Raw genomic sequence first — 15,764 nt, 5'->3', positions numbered from 1 at the left:
GCAACGGTCTAATCGCGGCCCTGCCCCGCCTCCGGCGGTAGCCAGTGGGGTATTTCAGCCCGAATAGGTCTTGAAGCGGCCGCGCGAATGAGCTTGCGCGACCGCTTTCATCAGCTCGCAGATTTCGCTCTCCAGGAATTCATTGGCGACGATCAGCGCACGGATGGTCGAACGCATGTCCCCACCGCAGGCCGCTATGGCCTGATCGACAGCCGCCTCCAGCCCGTCATCGTCGTCGGATTGGGGCTTTGCGGAAATCATGGGAGCTGTCCGGATCAGTTGATGGAGCAATGTTCCTATTTTGTTCCAAACAAGTCAATCCATCGATTGGGCGAGCACGCCGCTGGCCGGAATATTTTTCCGCAGAACGAATGGTCATCAGAATCAGGGCGGCGCGAGCTCGAAAGGCGCCAAGGATCAGATCGGCCGTGAGCCCACGCACGTTCACCCTCAACGCGTTTGGTCGGATCGCGCCAGCCTGTGCTAGAAGTCGGTCGCCCCGCCCAATACCCGAAGTGAAGAAAAATGCGGTTTCGAGCCTCCCTCGTCGCGACGTTGCTCCTGACATGTTTGCCCATCGATCCCAGCCTCGCCGCCACCGCAATCGTCAAGGACGCCGGCGCTGTCCAGCTCGGCAATACAGTCTACCGGCTCGACGGCATCGATGCGCCGGCGATCGACCAGCTCTGCACCGACGAGCATGCCGACGTCTGGAGCTGCGGAATCGAGGCGCGCGACCAGCTCACCAAGCTGATCGGGGACAAGCAGATTCATTGTGACGATATCGGCGTTGACCCCACCGCCAAAAAGCGGCGCCTCGGCGTCTGCAAGGTCGAGGGCGACCCGACCAGCCTGAGCCAGTTGCTGGTCGAGCGAGGGTATGCCCTGAACGTCGAGGCATCGGCCAGCGGTCGCTTCCAGCCCGATGAAGGCGCGGCCAAGGACAGTCGTGCCGGGCTTTGGCGAGGCTGCTTCGTCGCGCCGCACGATTTTCGCCGCGGCAAGAAGGACGGCCCGCTGCTCGGCGCCGCCTGCCCGGCCGACCGCGAGCAGCAGATCCGCGACGCACTCTTCCCCAGCGATCCCCCAATGCCGGCAAGTTGCAATATCAAGGGCAAATACGCAGTGCGCGCCCGCGTCACCGGCGACATCGGCATCTACCATTTGCAGGCCTGCCGCAGTTACCCCGCCTTAACCAATCCGGATCGCTGGTTCTGCTCCGAAGAGGATGCGCAGGCAGCCGGCTTCCGCCGGGCCTATAATTGCCGTCCCCCCAGCAAGGGGAAGTGACATCTCGCCAAATCACGCTGGCAAAGCCGCCTCGTCCTGTGTGAGACTGCGCGAAGAGGTTCCCGGCACGAATGACCCCTTCCGATCCCTTCGATGTGCTCCCCGAGGCCGCGGCCGCGGAACGGCTGCGGCAGCATCTCGAGGAGATCGCGCGCGAACGCGATCGCGCCCATCGCGAGTTGCAGGAGCGCGAGGCCGAGCTCGCCAGGATCCAGCGCATCGCGCGGGTCGGCGGGCTCGAGATCGATTTCCGCGACGGCGTCCGGAACCGCCGCTCGCCCGAATATCTGCTGGTTCACGGGCTGTCGGCCGACGAGGCCCACGAGACCTACGAGAACTGGGTCGCGCGCATTCACCCCGAGGACCGCGAGCGCACGATCAAGCACCTGTTCAGTGTGCTCAAGGACGGCGGCGCAGACTATACGGCCGAATACCGGATCATCCGCCCCAATGACGGCGAGAGCCGCTGGATCCGCGTCGTCGCCAAGATCGAACGCGACCGCCACGGCCGCGCGCTGCGCCTGGTCGGCGCCGATCTCGATGTCACCGATCAGATGCTGGCGCAGGAGACCCTGCGCGAGAGCGAGGAGCGCTTCCGCCTGATCGCGGACAGCGCTCCGGTCCCGATCTGGGTGACCAAGCTCGACCGCACGCGCTCCTTCGCCAACCAGGCCTATCTCGATTTCCTCGGCCTGCCTTTCGAGGAGGCGATCGTCTTCGACTGGCGCAAGGCGCTGCATCCGGACGACCTGCCCCGCATCTTGCAGGAGCAGATCACCGGCGAGCTCTCGCTCAAGCCGTTCGTGCTCGAGGCGCGCTACCGCAACGCCGCGGGCGACTGGCGCTGGCTGCGCTCGGAATCGCAACCGCGCTGGGACCCGAACGGCAAACATATCGGCTTCATCGGCGTCGCCCACGATATCACCGCCGCCAAGCAGGCCGAGATCGAGCTGCGCAAGCTCAACGAGTCGCTGGAGCGGCGGATCTCCGAACGCACCGCGCAGCTCGAGTCCAACGAAGCGCAGATGCGCGCGATCTTCGAGACCAGCCATCAATACCAGGCGCTGCTCAATCAGGACGGCGAGCTGCTCTATGCGAACAAGACCGCATTGGCCGGCATCCGCGCCGAGGCCGCCGATGTCGTCGGCAAGCCGTTCTGGGATACGCCGTGGTTCAGCACGACCGAGGGCGCGTCCGAGGCGATCAAGAGCATCTTCGCCACGGTGATGCGCGGCGAAGACGTCAAGTCCGAAATGCTGCTGCGGCTGCCGATCGGCGACCGTTATTTCGATTTCGAGGTGCGGCCGCTGCACGACCGGCACGGCACCGTCGTCGGCGCGGTGCCGGAGGCTGTCGACATCACCGAGCGCCGCCGCGGCGAGGAAGCTTTGCGGCAGTCGCAGAAGATGGAAGCCGTCGGCCAGCTCACCGGCGGCGTCGCGCACGACTTCAATAACCTCCTGACCATCATCCGCTCCGCGACCGACTTCCTGCGCCGCCGCGAGCTCCCGGACGAACGGCGCCGCCGCTACATCGACGCGATCTCCGAGACGGTGGAGCGGGCCTCCAAGCTGACCGCCCAATTGCTGGCCTTTGCACGCCGGCAGCCGCTCAATCCGGAAGTGTTCAATGTCGGCGCGCAGGTCGACAGCGTGACGCAGCTGATCCGCCCGCTGGTCGGCGCGCGGATCCACATCGACGTCAGGATCGACGATGCCGATTGCTACGCGATCGCCGATATCGGCCAGTTCGAGACCGCGCTGATCAATCTGGCGGTCAACGGCCGCGATGCGATGAATGGCGAGGGCCAGCTGACGATCGCGGTCAGGAAGGTTCAGACCATCCCCGCCCTGCGCGCCCAGGCCTCGCGCAGCGGCGACTTCGTCGCAGTCTCGATCCAGGATACCGGCACCGGCATCGCGCCGGAAAATCTCGACGCGATCTTCGAACCGTTCTTCACGACCAAGGAGGTCGGAAAGGGAACGGGCCTTGGCTTGAGTCAGGCCTTCGGCTTCGTCAAGCAATCCGACGGCGACATCGAGGTCATGAGCACGCTCGGACAGGGCGCGACCTTCACCATCTATTTGCCGCAGGCCATGCGCCCCGCGGACGCCAAGGTCGCGGCGGCCGCGGGCAGCGAGCAGGCCTCGATCGGCCGCGGCTATCGCGTCCTCGTCGTGGAAGACAATGACGATGTCGGCCGCTTCTCCACCGAGCTGCTCGAGGACCTCGGCTATTCGGTCAAGCGCGCCGCCAACGCCAACGCGGCGCTGGCAATCCTGTCGGAGAACGAGTTCTCGGCCGATCTCGTGTTCTCCGACGTGATCATGCCGGGCATGAACGGTGTCGAACTCGCCGGCACCATCCGCGAGCGTTTTCCCGGCCTGCCTGTGGTGCTGACCAGCGGCTACAGCAACGTGCTCGCCGAGAACGCCCATAGCGGCTTCGAGCTGATCCAGAAGCCCTATTCCGTCGAGGCGCTGTCGCGCACGCTCAGGAAGGCGATCGCCGAGCAACGGGCGACCGTCTCCAAGCCGTGAGTGCCAAGACCGGAGTGCTCTGCGCGTCGACCGCAGCTACTCGATCACCACATGCGCCACGCCGAGCTGCAGGATGCCGAGCGCCTTAGCCGCCGTGGTCGAGACATCGATGATCCGTCCACGCACGAATGGACCACGATCATTGACGCGGCACCGGATCGTTCGCCCTCGGTAGGATACCGTGATCATGCTGCCGAATGGCCTGCTGCGATGCGCGCAGGTCATCTCCCCACGCCTGCCGATGCCACCATAATAGGACGCAAGGCCACTCTCTGCGTTTGCCGTGCAAGTGGCAAACAGCAGCATGGCCGCGGACGTTGCTGCGGTTTTCATTGGTTGCCTGCCCTTCGCGACCCGCGAGCGAACGCGGTGCCGGCAGAACGGACCCCACAAATATGGCTGTTACACGGCGTTCATGCCGCATTCTCGACACCGTCGGCCGCCAGCAGCGTCCGGACATCGGGCGCGGGGACCGGCTTGCTGAACAAATAGCCCTGCATCTGGGTGCAGCCGAGCATCTGCACGGTGTCGCGCTGCTGATCGGTCTCGACGCCCTCGGCCGTCGTGATGATGTTGCGGTCGGCGGCGATCGAGACCACCGCGCGGATGATCGAGGCCGAGCCGGTGTTGCGCGTCACTTCCTTGACGAAGCTGCGGTCGATCTTGATCTTGTCGAACGGGAAGCGCTGCAGATATTGCAGCGATGAGTAGCCGGTCCCGAAATCGTCGAGCGCGATGTGGGCGCCGAGCGCCCGCAGCTCGCCGAGCGTGACAAGCGCCGCATCGTGGTCGGCGATCAGCACCGCCTCGGTAATCTCGAGCTCGAGCCGCCGCGGGTCGAGCCCGCTCTCGGCGAGCGCACTGGCAACTTTCAGCGCCAACGTCTCCGACCGGAATTGAATCGGCGAGACGTTGACGGCGACGCGCACGTGTGCCGGCCAACCGGCGGCCTCGGTGCAGGCGGTGCGCAGCACCCACTGCCCAATCTCCTCGATCAGCCCGGTCTCCTCGGCAACCGGCACGAAGTCGGCCGGCGAAATCATGCCGCGTACCGGATGCCGCCAGCGTAACAGCGCCTCGCAGCCGGTCACCTCGTCGCTGCGCAGGTCCACCAGCGGCTGGTAGTGAAGCTCGAAGCCGCCCTCGCCCAGCGCCGTTCGCAGGTCGGCCTCGAGCTCGCGCCGCAGATTGGCGTGCCGCTCCATGGCCGGATCGAAGAAACGGAAAGTCCTGCGGCCGGCCGCCTTGGCGGCGTACATTGCGAGATCAGCGCATTTGAGCAGGCCGAACAGGTCGGTGCCGTGGCGTGGCGCGATCGCAATCCCGATGCTGGCATCGCTCGACAGACGATGGCCATGACAGATGAACGGCGTGCGCAACGCATGATAGATCCGCGCAACCAGGTCGCTGACATCGTCGTCCGAGGCAATGTCGTGCTGGACCACGGCGAACTCGTCGCCGCCGAGACGCGCGATGAAGTCGTTGGGCCCGACCGACTGGCGCAGCTTGTCCGCGACGCCCCTCAAGAATTCGTCGCCGATCAGGTGCCCCAGCGTGTCGTTGATGCGCTTGAATTCGTCGATATCGATATAGTGGATCGCGAAATCACCCGCGTCCGACTTAAGCAGCAACTCTTCCGCATGGCGCTGGAACAGCGTCCGGTTCGGCAGATTGGTCAGGGCGTCGTAATGCGCGAGATACTCGATCTGCGCCTGCGCGCGCCGCCCCTCGGTGACGTCCTCGAGCGTGGCGCACCAGCCGCCGTCAGGCGAACGCTTGTAGATCAGGCGGATGTTGCGACCGTCCGGCGTCGCGATCACCATGTCCTGGACGCTGTCGTTCTCCGGATTGGTGAAGCGAGCGCAATATTCGTCGACATCGCCGACGAACGAGCCGGTCGCCTCCCGGTGCAGGATCAGGTCGCGCAGCGGGCATCCCGGCTTGGCGACATCGGGCGACACGCCGAACATGTCGATGTACTGCTGATTGCAGATCACCAGCCGTGCCGATGCGTCGAACAGCAAGAGACCCTGCGTCATGGTGTTGATGGCGGTGTCGAGATGCTGGCTCTGCTCGGACAGCCTGCGCTGCGCCGCATCGTGCTGGCGCTGCAGTTGTCGCACGATCAGGAAGATCGTGACGACGACGATGACCACCGCAAGCACCGCGGCGAAGAACTGCAGCTTGGTCTGCGCGCGCCAGTTTTCCAACGCGCTGGACACCTTGGACGTGGCGACGATCAGGATCGGAAAATGCGACAGTGATCGAACGGCGCCGACCTTCTCCTCGCCCGTCGAATCGACGAAACGGCCCGAAGTGTTGCCGTGAAGCCGCAGGACCTTGCGGAACAACGGCTGGCTCATGAGGTTCTGGCCGACGACGCGGGCGTCCTTGGGATAGCGCGCGATGATTGTGCCGTCACAGTGAATGATCGAGATCACGGTGTCGCCGTTCAGGGCCAGCGACGCGACGAAATCCTCGAAATGGCTGGGTTCGATGCCACGGCTCGCAAAGCCGATGATCTCACCGTTGCGTCCCGTGATCTTGCGCGCGAAGATCGTGGTCCAGTTTCCCGTCACCCTGCTCATCACGGGTTCAACGATAACATCGGGCGTCGGCTTGCCCGAGGTGAACTCCTGGAAGTAGCGCCGGTCCGAAATATTGATATCAGGCACCGGCCACGTCTCGGACGAGTTGATCAGCCATCCCTTTGCGTTGAAGAGATTGAGGCCGCCGACATGCGGCAACGTCGCCAGTCGCGTGCGCAGCATTTCGTGCACGCTCAACTGCGACATGGTCTTTTCGAACTGATCGGCGGTGTCGATCCGGCCGGCCTGCAAGTAGTTCACGATGTCATCGTGGACGTGCTGGAGATCGCTGAGCTGCTGGTCGAAATGCCGCGACAGCAGGAGCGCGGTGTTGTTGAGCTCTCGTTCGGAAACCTCGAGTGCGCGTTCGCGGAATTGCAGCGCGAGATAGCCGGTGCCAAGCGTGATCGCGAGCACCAGCAGCGCGGCGCTCAGCACGAGCCACTGAATGGCGCCAAGCCTCGCGGCGCGCCGCATCCCTTCTATCGACAGCCACCGGTGTTCCGGCGTCGCGTCGTTCGCTGAACGAATTGACATTTTCCTGTCCCTGCGCGCGCCCTTCTACGGGAACACAACCCAAGGGGCGGTTAGGAAAATCAGTTATCGGACGGTTAAGTTGCTGACGCATCCATGGGCGGTCCAGCCGTCCGACACGACTGTCAGGAAGCTTCCTGGTCAGCTAAAGGCATCGCATCGGCCTCCTTCAGGCTGCACTCGATCAGCGCCCCCTCGATGGTGAATTTCGAGAACGGCGAAAGCGGCGTTGCGACCTTGAGCGCAGCGAAGAATTGCGAATCGCCCGGGCTCTTCAGAAAGAACCTGATATGGCTGGCTGCCAGCGCATCACGCGACAGCCAGACGACGCCGGAGAACAGCGTCACAAGCACCTGCGCGTAATCGCTGACATCGGCAACGCCGAGATCGTAGATCGGAGAGACGTTGACGAAGCGCACGCTCAAGGCCGGCGTCGGATATTTGCTCATCAGCAAACGCCTGACCTGGCAGAGCGCGTGGACGCGTTGGCTGTCGGCCAGATAATACAGGCCCTGGCAGTCGGCTTCCTTGGCCGTCAGGGCGTCGAACATGGTGATGCCGCCGAAGCTCGCAAAATCCTCACCGACGCCTTCAGCGTCCTTCTTCCATTGTGCCCTGATGTGACGCCAGGACCGCTCGGGATCCTTGATTGGCAGAAGCCGCATGGTAAACCGGCGGTTAGCGCGGAGGCCGTGATCGCAGCGATATTATGTCGCAGCTCTTAAGCCTTTCCTTACGGTGGCCGCCGCGAAGCCCGCTCAGTGCGAGCCGCCGGATTAGCCGTCCCCTTCTCGCCTCGCCTGTCGTACAGCGCACGGACTGCTCGTCCGTATCGTCGCGATAGCCAACGCTTCAGCCGTCACGCGGAACGTCTCGACGGGCGACATGGATATTTCATCTCGGGCATGTTCAGATGTCGACATGATCGTGACCGGGACTTCGCCGTTCAATGGATGCACTGACGCTTTTCGGATTGTTCGCCGTCACCATGATGCTCGTCTGCTATGCGGCCGAAGATCGCAGCCCCTGGTTCATCCTGGCTTTCGCGGTGTCTTGCGCGCTCGGTTCGGCTTACGGATTTCTGCAGGGTGCATGGCCGTTCGGGCTCGTCGAAGCCGTCTGGGCCGTCGTCGCCGCGCGGCGATGGTTCATGCGTCGCAGTCCGGGCAGCGCGTAACGTTATAGTATTCGCCGCCAATCCAGCGTCAGCTTGAACTTGAATGCGCGCAGTCGCGGCGCTAACTAGGCCCGCATGGACGCTTCGCCCGCCACGATTCAGTCTTCCTCTCGCGCAGCCAGATCGCGCCGTTGGCGCAGCGTGCTTGCAGGACTGATTTCGCTGGCGCTGGTGTTGTCCTTCTTCCATGGCTGGACGTCCGATGGCGACGATGATGCAGGGTCTGGTATCTCCATCGCGCAGTCCATCAACGACAACGGCGGCAAGGCGCCGTCGCATCCGGCGGCGCTCCATGGCGATCACTGCCTGACGCACGTCGCCTCCATGGCTCCGCAGGAGACCGTGTTCCCCATCGAGTATGCCCCGCATACCTATGGCGACGTCAGCTTGCAGCTGCCGGCCTCGGCCGATCGTCTCTCTCCGTTCAAACCACCCCGCGCCTGATCCGGTCGGCATGACCGCCCGCATCTCGCTGCCGGCAGGCAGCGGATATGCGTCCGCACACATCGATGTTGCGACAGCGCACAGCCATCGTGCGCTGCGGAGAGGCGTAGATGAAACGGATCGTACTATTTTTCGCCGGTGTCGCCGCCGGCATTGGCCTGGTAATCATGGCCGCTGGATGGATCGGCTGGCCGGTCTCGCTCCCCGCCGCGAGGCAGGAGACCGCGGGCGCGAACTCGCCGAAGGCCGAGGTCAAGCATGAGACCCCGGGGCACATTGAAATGAGCGAAGACCAGCTTCGCGAAGCCGGGATCACTCTCGCGCGGGCGAACGGCGGCGTGCTGAGACGCCATTTCCTCGCGCCGGGATCGCTGATCCCCGACGCCGACCATATCGGCCGCGTTTCGGTGCGCGTGCTAGCGACGGTGACGGAACTGCGCAAGCGCATCGGCGACAGCGTCGAAAAGGGCGAGATCGTCGCGGCGATCGAGAGCCGCGAGGTCGCCGACGCCAAGAGCGAATACCTTGCGGCAAGGCTGACCAACGATCTGCAGCAGACCCTCTATGCGAGACAAAGGACGCTGGTCGAGAGCCGTACCGTGTCGGAGAACGAATTCCTACGCACGCGGCTGACCGCGAACGACGCCCAGATCAAGCTCGACGGCGCGCGGCAGAAATTGTTCGCGCTAGGCCTGTCGGACAGCGAAATCGCTGACTTGCCAAACCAGCCCCAGGAAAGCCTGCGAACGCAGTTCCTGCGCGCACCGATCAGCGGCCGGGTGTCCGAGCGGCGCGTCGATCTCGGCGGATTGATCGGGCGCGAGGGCCAGGAGAGCGAACTCTTCGTCATCGTCAACCTCGACGACGTCTGGGTCGACCTCGCGGTGTCCCCCGAAGACATCGGCGCCGTCCGCGAGGGTGTTACGGTCAATATCCGCGCCATCGGCACCGAGGACGAAGCCAACGCGGACGTCATCTTCGTCAGCCCCCTGCTCGACCGCGAGACCCGCAACGCGCGCGCGATCGCGACCATGCCCAACAGGGATCATCGCTGGAAGCCCGGCACCTTCGTCACCGCGGAAGTGCCAATCGCCGGAGCGCCGTCGACCGTGATCGTCTCCAAGAAGTCGATCCAGACGATCAAGGGGACGCCGACCGTCTTCGTGCGCGAGGCCGACGGTTTCGAGGCCAGGTCCGTGCGCACCGGCCGCGAGGATGACGACGATATCGAGATCGTGGCCGGTCTCGCCGCCGGCGAGACCATCGCGATGGAGAACACCTTTACGCTCAAGGCCGAGCTCGAGAAGGACGACGCGGAGCACGATCATGATTGAGCGCATCATCGCCCTTGCGATCCAGCGCCGCTGGGTCGTCGTAACGCTCGCCGCCATCCTGACGCTGCTCGGCGGCGTCGCATTGACGAAGCTGCCGATCGACGCAGTGCCTGACATCACCAACAAGCAGGTGCAGATCAACGCCACGGCGCCCGCTCTGTCGCCGGCGGAAATCGAGAAGCAGATCACCTTTCCGATCGAGACGGCGCTTGTGGGTGCGCCGGGACTGGAGAGCACGCGGTCGCTGTCGCGCAACGGCTTCTCGCAGATCACCGCTGTGTTCAGCGAGGCGACCGACATCTATTTCGCTCGCCAGCAGGTCGGTGAGCGCCTCACCGAGGTCCGTGCCCGCCTGCCGCAGGGCATCGAGCCGCGGATCGGCCCGACCTCGACTGGGCTTGGCGAAATCTACATGTGGACCGTCCACTTCTCCGGGCAGCCGGTGCAGACCGACGGGACACCGGGCCTGCAAAGCGATGGCCGCTTCCTCACCAGCGATGGCCAGGTCCTGCAAACCGAGGTCGAGAAGGACGCCTATCTGCGGACGGTGCAGGACTGGATCATCAAGCCACAGATCAAGATGGTGCCGGGTGTCGCCGGCGTCGATTCGATCGGCGGTTATCTCAAGCAGTACCAGGTCCATCCCGATGCGGCGAAGCTGATCGCGCTCGGCCTCACCTTTGCCGACGTCGCCAAGGCGATCGAAGGCAACAATGTCAGCCGTGGCGCCCGCTATATCGAGCGCAACGGCGAAGGTTTTGTGGTCCGCTCCGGCGGACGCCTCGAGAACATCGAGGAGCTCAGTGCGGTCGTCGTCACCACCCGCGGCGGCGTCCCGGTTCGGATTCGCGACATCGCGAGCCTGTCGATCGGCGGCGAGACCCGCACCGGCAGCGCCAGCGAGAACGGCCGCGAGGTCGTGGTCGGCACGGCGCTGATGCTGATCGGCGCCAACAGCCGAACGGTGTCGGCCGCGGTCGACGCACGGCTGCGTTCCATCGCGTCGTCCCTGCCCGCGGGCATCGAGGTCAAGACGGTGCTCGATCGCACCCAGCTTGTCGATGCGACCATCGGTACCGTGGCCCGCAACCTCACCGAAGGAGCGTTGCTCGTGATCACGGTGCTGTTCGTGCTGCTCGGCAATTTCCGCGCGGCGCTGATCACCGCACTGGTGATTCCGATCGCCATGCTGATGACCGCCATCGGCATGTGGCAGGGCCGCATCAGCGCCAATCTGATGAGCCTCGGTGCGCTCGATTTCGGCCTGATCGTCGACGGCGCCGTCATCATCACCGAGAACAGCCTGCGACACCTCACCGAGAAGCAGCAGGCGCTCGGCCGCGTGCTGACGCGCGATGAGCGCCTGGCGACAGTGCGCGCCTCCGCCGTGGAGATGGTGCAGCCGAGCCTCTACGGCCAGGCCATCATCCTGCTGGTCTATGTGCCTCTGCTCACCTTCACCGACGTCGAAGGCAAGATGTTCGAGCCGATGGCGCTCACCGTGATCCTCGCGCTTGCCGCGGCTTTCGTGCTGTCGCTCACGCTCGTTCCCGCGTTGATCGCGATCGCCATCACCGGCCGCGTGCAGGAGAAGGAAAACCATCTCATCGCGGCGTTGAAGAGATGGTACGGCCCGCTGCTGCGGCGCGCGGTCGCTGCGCCCGCGCCGGTCATCGCGGGTGCGGTCGTGCTGTTCGCGGCGGCGCTGTTCGGGTTCTCCCGACTCGGCCAGGAGTTCATCCCCTCGCTCGACGAGAAGAACATCGCCATGCACGCGCTGCGGATTCCAAGCGCGGCGCTGTCGCAGTCGCAGGCGATGCAATTGTCCGTCGAGAAGACCGTCAGCCGCTTTCCGCAAGTGGCATACGTCTTCTCCAAGACCGGCACGGCGGAAGCGGCGAGCGATCCCATGCCGCCGAACGCGTCCGACACCTTCATCATCCTGAAGCCGCGCCAGCGGTGGCCTGATCCCTCGATGACGAAGGAGCGGCTGATCGAGGAGATCTCCGCAGCCGTCGGCCGGTTACCGGGCAATGTCTATGAATTCACCCAGCCGATCCAGATGCGCTTCAACGAACTGTTGGCCGGCGTTCGCGGGGACATCGCAGTGAAGGTGTTCGGCGACGAGTTCGGGCCGATGCAGAGGGCGGCCAACGAAGTTGCGGCGGCGCTGCGCGCCGTGCGCGGTGCGACCGATGTCAAGGTCGAACAAGCGGGCGGCCTTCCGGTGCTCGAGATCAAGGTCGACAAGGCGGCGATCGCCCGGCGTGGCCTGAGCGCATCCGCCGTGCAGGACGTGATCGGCGCCGCGGTTGGCGGCCAGGATGCTGGCGTCGTCTACGAGGGAGACCGCAGCTTCGATATCGTGGTTCGGCTGCCGGAAAGCGTGCGCTCCGATCTCGAAGCGCTAAGCAACCTGCCGGTCGCGTTGCCGCAGGCGACGCCGAATACACCGGTGCAGAGCCTGCCGCTCAACCGCGTCGCGCGCTTCTCCTTCACTGAGGGCCCGAACCAGATCAGCCGCGAGAACGGCAAGCGCCGCATCGTGGTGACGGCCAATGTCCGCGGTCACGACCTCGGCTCGGTGGTCGAGGAGGCGCAGGCCAAGGTGACGCAATCGGTGAAGCTGCCGCCCGGCTATTGGATGACCTGGGGCGGCCAGTCGGAAAATCTGGCCGCGGCGCGCCAGCGCCTCGCCATCGTTGTGCCGGCCTGCTTTGCGATGATCTTCCTGTTGCTGCTGGCGGCCATGGGGTCGGCGCGCGATGCGCTCTTGGTGTTCAGCGCTGTGCCGCTCGCGCTGACCGGCGGCATCGCCGCGCTGTGGCTCCGCGGCATGCCGTTCTCGATCTCGGCCGCGGTCGGCTTCATCGCGCTGTCCGGCGTTGCGGTGCTGAACGGGCTCGTGATGCTGAGCTTCGTCAGGCAATTGCGCGAGCGCGGCGTGCCAATGGGGACAGCGATCGAGCAAGGCGCCCTCACCCGTTTCCGCCCCGTCGTGATGACGGCGCTGGTCGCGTCGCTCGGTTTCGTCCCGATGGCCTTTGCCACCGGCACCGGCGCGGAGGTGCAGAAACCGCTCGCCACCGTCGTGATCGGCGGCCTGGTCAGCGCGACCCTGCTGACGCTCGCCGTGCTGCCCGCGCTCTATGCGCGGTACGGTCATGCCGGCAACGTTGCGCGCAAAGAGAGGACGGCCGCCCAGCCTGCGGAATGACGGCTTGTTGACCGCCGTTTCGCGGGCCAGACTTGCACTGTTGTCCTGCTGCGAACGGCCTGTAACAATTCTGTCATATCGCAAAATTAAACGGGGGCAGCGGCGATCTGCCGCTGCCTGCTCTTCATGGGGGAACGAAAAAATGCGCCGCGCCATCACACTGTTGTCCGCCAGCATGATCGCCTTGTCAGCGGGCGCCGCCTCGGCGCAGAACGCGAAGCCCCACAACCTCATCCTGTTCGTTCCGGATGGCCTGCGCGGCGGCATCGTGACGCCGCAGACCGCGCCGGCAATGGCCGACATCCGCGACAAGGGCGTCAGCTTCAAGAATTCGCATTCACTGTTCCCGACCTTCACCATGGCGAACAGCTCGGCGCTCTCGACCGGCCACTATCTCGGCGACACCGGCACCTTCTCCAACACGATCTTTACCGGCTACAGCTCGGCGCCGGCCGGCGATACCGTGGTCCCCTTCATCGAGAACGATGCGGTGCTCGCCGACATCGACGATCACTTCAACGGCGACTATCTCAACGAGGAGACGCTGCTGAAGCTGGCCCGCGGCCATGGCTTCAGCACCGCGGCGATCGGCAAGGTCGGCCCCACCCTGCTGTTCGACCACACCGACCGCGGCAAGAACACCATCGTGGTTGACGACTCCACCGGCGGCAAGACCGGCGTGCCGCTCTCCGACGAGATGAAGGAGGCGCTGACCAAGGCTGGCCTGCCGCTCACCACGCCGGGCCGCGGCGACAACGCCAAGGCCGGCGACGCCAAGACGCCGGGCACCACGGTCGCCAACGTGGCGCAGCAGGCCTACATGGCCGACGTCGCGACCAAGGTGGTGCTGCCGATGTTCAAGGCGCGCAACAAGCCGTTCGTGCTGGTGTTCTGGTCGCGCGACCCGGACGGCAGCCAGCACAACACCGGCGACAGCCTCAACACCATCACCCCCGGCATCAACGGCCCGACCTCGATGGCCGGCATCAAGAATGCCGACAACAACCTGGCGCAGCTCCGCAAGGCGCTCGACGAGCTCGGCCTTGCCGCCACCACCAACATCATCGTCTCCTCCGACCACGGCTTCTCGACGATCTCGAAGGAGAGCAAGACCAGCCCGTCGGCCAAGATCTCCTATACCGACACGCCGAAGGATTTCCTGCCGATGGGCTTCCTGGCGATCGATCTCGCCAAGGCGCTGGACCTGCCGCTCTACGACCCCAACAACAAGAACGCCCAGGTCGCCGACACCGCCCATCCGAAGGCCGGCAACGGCGTGCTCGGCAAGGACCCGACCAAGCCCGACGTCGTGATCGCAACCAATGGCGGTTCGGACCTGATCTATCTGCCGAACCGCGACAAGAAGCTCGCCGGCCGCGTCGTCAAGGCGCTGCTCGAGCAGGACTATGTCAGCGGCCTCTTCGTCGATGACAAGCTCGGCCGCTTCCCCGGCACGCTGCCGATGTCGGCGCTCAACCTGAAGGGCAAGGCGACGACGCCGAACCCGTCGATCGTGGTCAACTTCCGCTCCTGGTCGAGCGGCTGCGAGATCCCGACCAACTGCTCGGTGCAGATCGCCGACACCGTGCTGCGCCAGGGCCAGGGCATGCACGGCAGCTTCAGCCGCGGCGATACCTTCAACTTCACCGCGGCGATCGGCCCCGACTTCAAGTCGGGCTACGTCGACCCGCTTCCGGTCAGCAACGCCGACGTCGGCATGACCGCAGCCAAGCTGCTCGATCTGCGCACCCCGAACAATGGCGGGCTGATCGGCCGGGTGATGTCGGAGGCGCTGCCGAATGGCATCGTGCCGAAGATGGCCGGTGGCACCGTCACCTCGAAGCCCGCCGCCAATGGCCTGCGCACCGTGCTGAAATTCCAGCGCGTGCTCTCGACCCGCTATTTCGACGTCGCGGGATTCCCGGGGCGGACGCTCGGGCTCGAGGCCGAGGACGGCAAACAGAAAACGGCGGGGAAGTAGTCCCCCGCCGCTCTCACGACAATCCGTCGTTCGGGATGATGGCTTACACCATCCCGATATCGAACACGTTGGGCAGCTGCGCCGCGAGCGGCAGCGCGGCCGCGCCGACCAGCGTCGCAACCATGGCCGCCAGCGCGCGACCGGCACGGCGCTTGCCGCGCATCTGGGTCGCGATCCACTCCAGCACCTTGGTGTCGATCTTGGTCGCCTGCGCCGGCGCCCAGCCCTCGATCTTGGTATCGGGCGACAGCGCCACCGTGCGCGGCGGAACCGGTAGCCCGGACTCCGAGGCGGCATGATGGGCAATCGCCTTGGCGAGCAGGTCGTCGAAGCGGCCGTTATCGCTGCGCTCGGCGGCGGCCTCGTTGATCTCAAACAGCGCCTCGATCTCGGCTCGGCTGACGGGCTGATGCTCGACGGCAGCCGCCGTCAGGATGCGCGCGCACCAGGCAGCGTCATCGGCATCGAGCGACCGGGAAAAATGGATACGGCCCTTGGTGGTGGGGCCCTCGCCGGTGATCACGCCGTCGCGCACGATGGTCAGCGCATGGGCGGCGGTCTTACGGCACGACGGTTGCAACGCACCGCTGAGAGGCTCAGCGGTCTTGGTACTAGGGGCAGACATTGTGGGGGCTTTCAATTCCTATCTCAGGCCAGCA

General features: G+C 65.1%; 12 protein-coding genes. 7 read left to right on the top strand and 5 right to left on the bottom strand.

All coding sequences use genetic code 11. The annotated features are described in order from the left end of the window. Positions 1-54: 54 nt before the first annotated feature. Positions 55-261, bottom strand: a complete 207-nt coding sequence (locus MTX19_RS16820) for a hypothetical protein (RefSeq protein WP_280984485.1) — start codon at positions 259-261, stop codon at positions 55-57. Between the two features lie 264 nt (positions 262-525). On the opposite strand from MTX19_RS16820, the gene MTX19_RS16815 reads away from it, so the two are divergent. Together MTX19_RS16815 and MTX19_RS16810 are read left to right on the top strand one after the other, a co-directional pair. Then, positions 526-1,290, top strand: a complete 765-nt coding sequence (locus MTX19_RS16815; protein WP_280984484.1) for a thermonuclease family protein — start codon at positions 526-528, stop codon at positions 1,288-1,290. A 71-nt stretch (positions 1,291-1,361) separates the two neighbouring features. Next, on the top strand, positions 1,362-3,830 hold the full coding sequence (locus MTX19_RS16810) for a PAS domain S-box protein (protein WP_280984483.1): 2,469 nt from the start codon (positions 1,362-1,364) through the stop codon (positions 3,828-3,830). A gap of 36 nt (positions 3,831-3,866) precedes the next feature. On the opposite strand, the gene MTX19_RS16805 is transcribed toward MTX19_RS16810, so the two are convergent. The 3 genes from MTX19_RS16805 to MTX19_RS16795 form a co-directional block, all read right to left on the bottom strand. Further along, entirely contained in the window at positions 3,867-4,163 is a 297-nt protein-coding gene (locus MTX19_RS16805) for a septal ring lytic transglycosylase RlpA family protein (RefSeq protein ID WP_280984482.1), read from the bottom strand. A gap of 80 nt (positions 4,164-4,243) precedes the next feature. Continuing rightward, complete coding sequence (locus MTX19_RS16800; RefSeq protein WP_280984481.1) at positions 4,244-6,955, bottom strand: EAL domain-containing protein; 2,712 nt, start codon at positions 6,953-6,955, stop codon at positions 4,244-4,246. 122 nt (positions 6,956-7,077) lie between these two features. Further along, positions 7,078-7,617, bottom strand: coding sequence for a hypothetical protein (locus MTX19_RS16795; RefSeq protein ID WP_280984480.1), 540 nt, complete (start codon positions 7,615-7,617; stop codon positions 7,078-7,080). A gap of 284 nt (positions 7,618-7,901) precedes the next feature. Between MTX19_RS16795 and MTX19_RS16790 the strand changes: the two genes are divergently transcribed. From MTX19_RS16790 to MTX19_RS16770, 5 genes are all read left to right on the top strand, one after another. Then, positions 7,902-8,129 carry a hypothetical protein gene (locus MTX19_RS16790; protein ID WP_280984479.1) on the top strand — a complete coding sequence of 76 codons (228 nt, stop codon included), beginning with the start codon at positions 7,902-7,904 and terminating at the stop codon, positions 8,127-8,129. Between the two features lie 75 nt (positions 8,130-8,204). Then, complete coding sequence (locus tag MTX19_RS16785; protein WP_280984478.1) at positions 8,205-8,573, top strand: hypothetical protein; 369 nt, start codon at positions 8,205-8,207, stop codon at positions 8,571-8,573. A gap of 110 nt (positions 8,574-8,683) precedes the next feature. Beyond that, positions 8,684-9,907: an efflux RND transporter periplasmic adaptor subunit gene (locus tag MTX19_RS16780; RefSeq protein WP_280984477.1), complete on the top strand. Its 1,224-nt coding sequence runs from the start codon at positions 8,684-8,686 to the stop codon at positions 9,905-9,907. Next, positions 9,900-13,124, top strand: a complete 3,225-nt coding sequence (locus MTX19_RS16775; RefSeq protein WP_280984476.1) for a CusA/CzcA family heavy metal efflux RND transporter — start codon at positions 9,900-9,902, stop codon at positions 13,122-13,124. The genes MTX19_RS16780 and MTX19_RS16775 overlap by 8 nt, the downstream gene beginning before the upstream one ends. Positions 13,125-13,266: 142 nt before the next feature. Continuing rightward, positions 13,267-15,105 carry an alkaline phosphatase family protein gene (locus tag MTX19_RS16770; protein ID WP_280984475.1) on the top strand — a complete coding sequence of 613 codons (1,839 nt, stop codon included), beginning with the start codon at positions 13,267-13,269 and terminating at the stop codon, positions 15,103-15,105. A gap of 43 nt (positions 15,106-15,148) precedes the next feature. Here the strand turns inward: MTX19_RS16770 and MTX19_RS16765 are convergent, their stop codons facing one another. Further along, positions 15,149-15,730, bottom strand: a complete 582-nt coding sequence (locus MTX19_RS16765) for a hypothetical protein (protein WP_280984474.1) — start codon at positions 15,728-15,730, stop codon at positions 15,149-15,151. Between the last annotated feature and the right edge of the window lie 34 nt (positions 15,731-15,764).

This window comes from Bradyrhizobium sp. ISRA464, from assembly GCF_029910095.1.
Classification (GTDB): domain Bacteria; phylum Pseudomonadota; class Alphaproteobacteria; order Rhizobiales; family Xanthobacteraceae; genus Bradyrhizobium.
The sequence above is the reverse complement of the archived record's forward strand: the minus strand, read 5'-3'. Positions and strand labels throughout refer to the sequence as shown.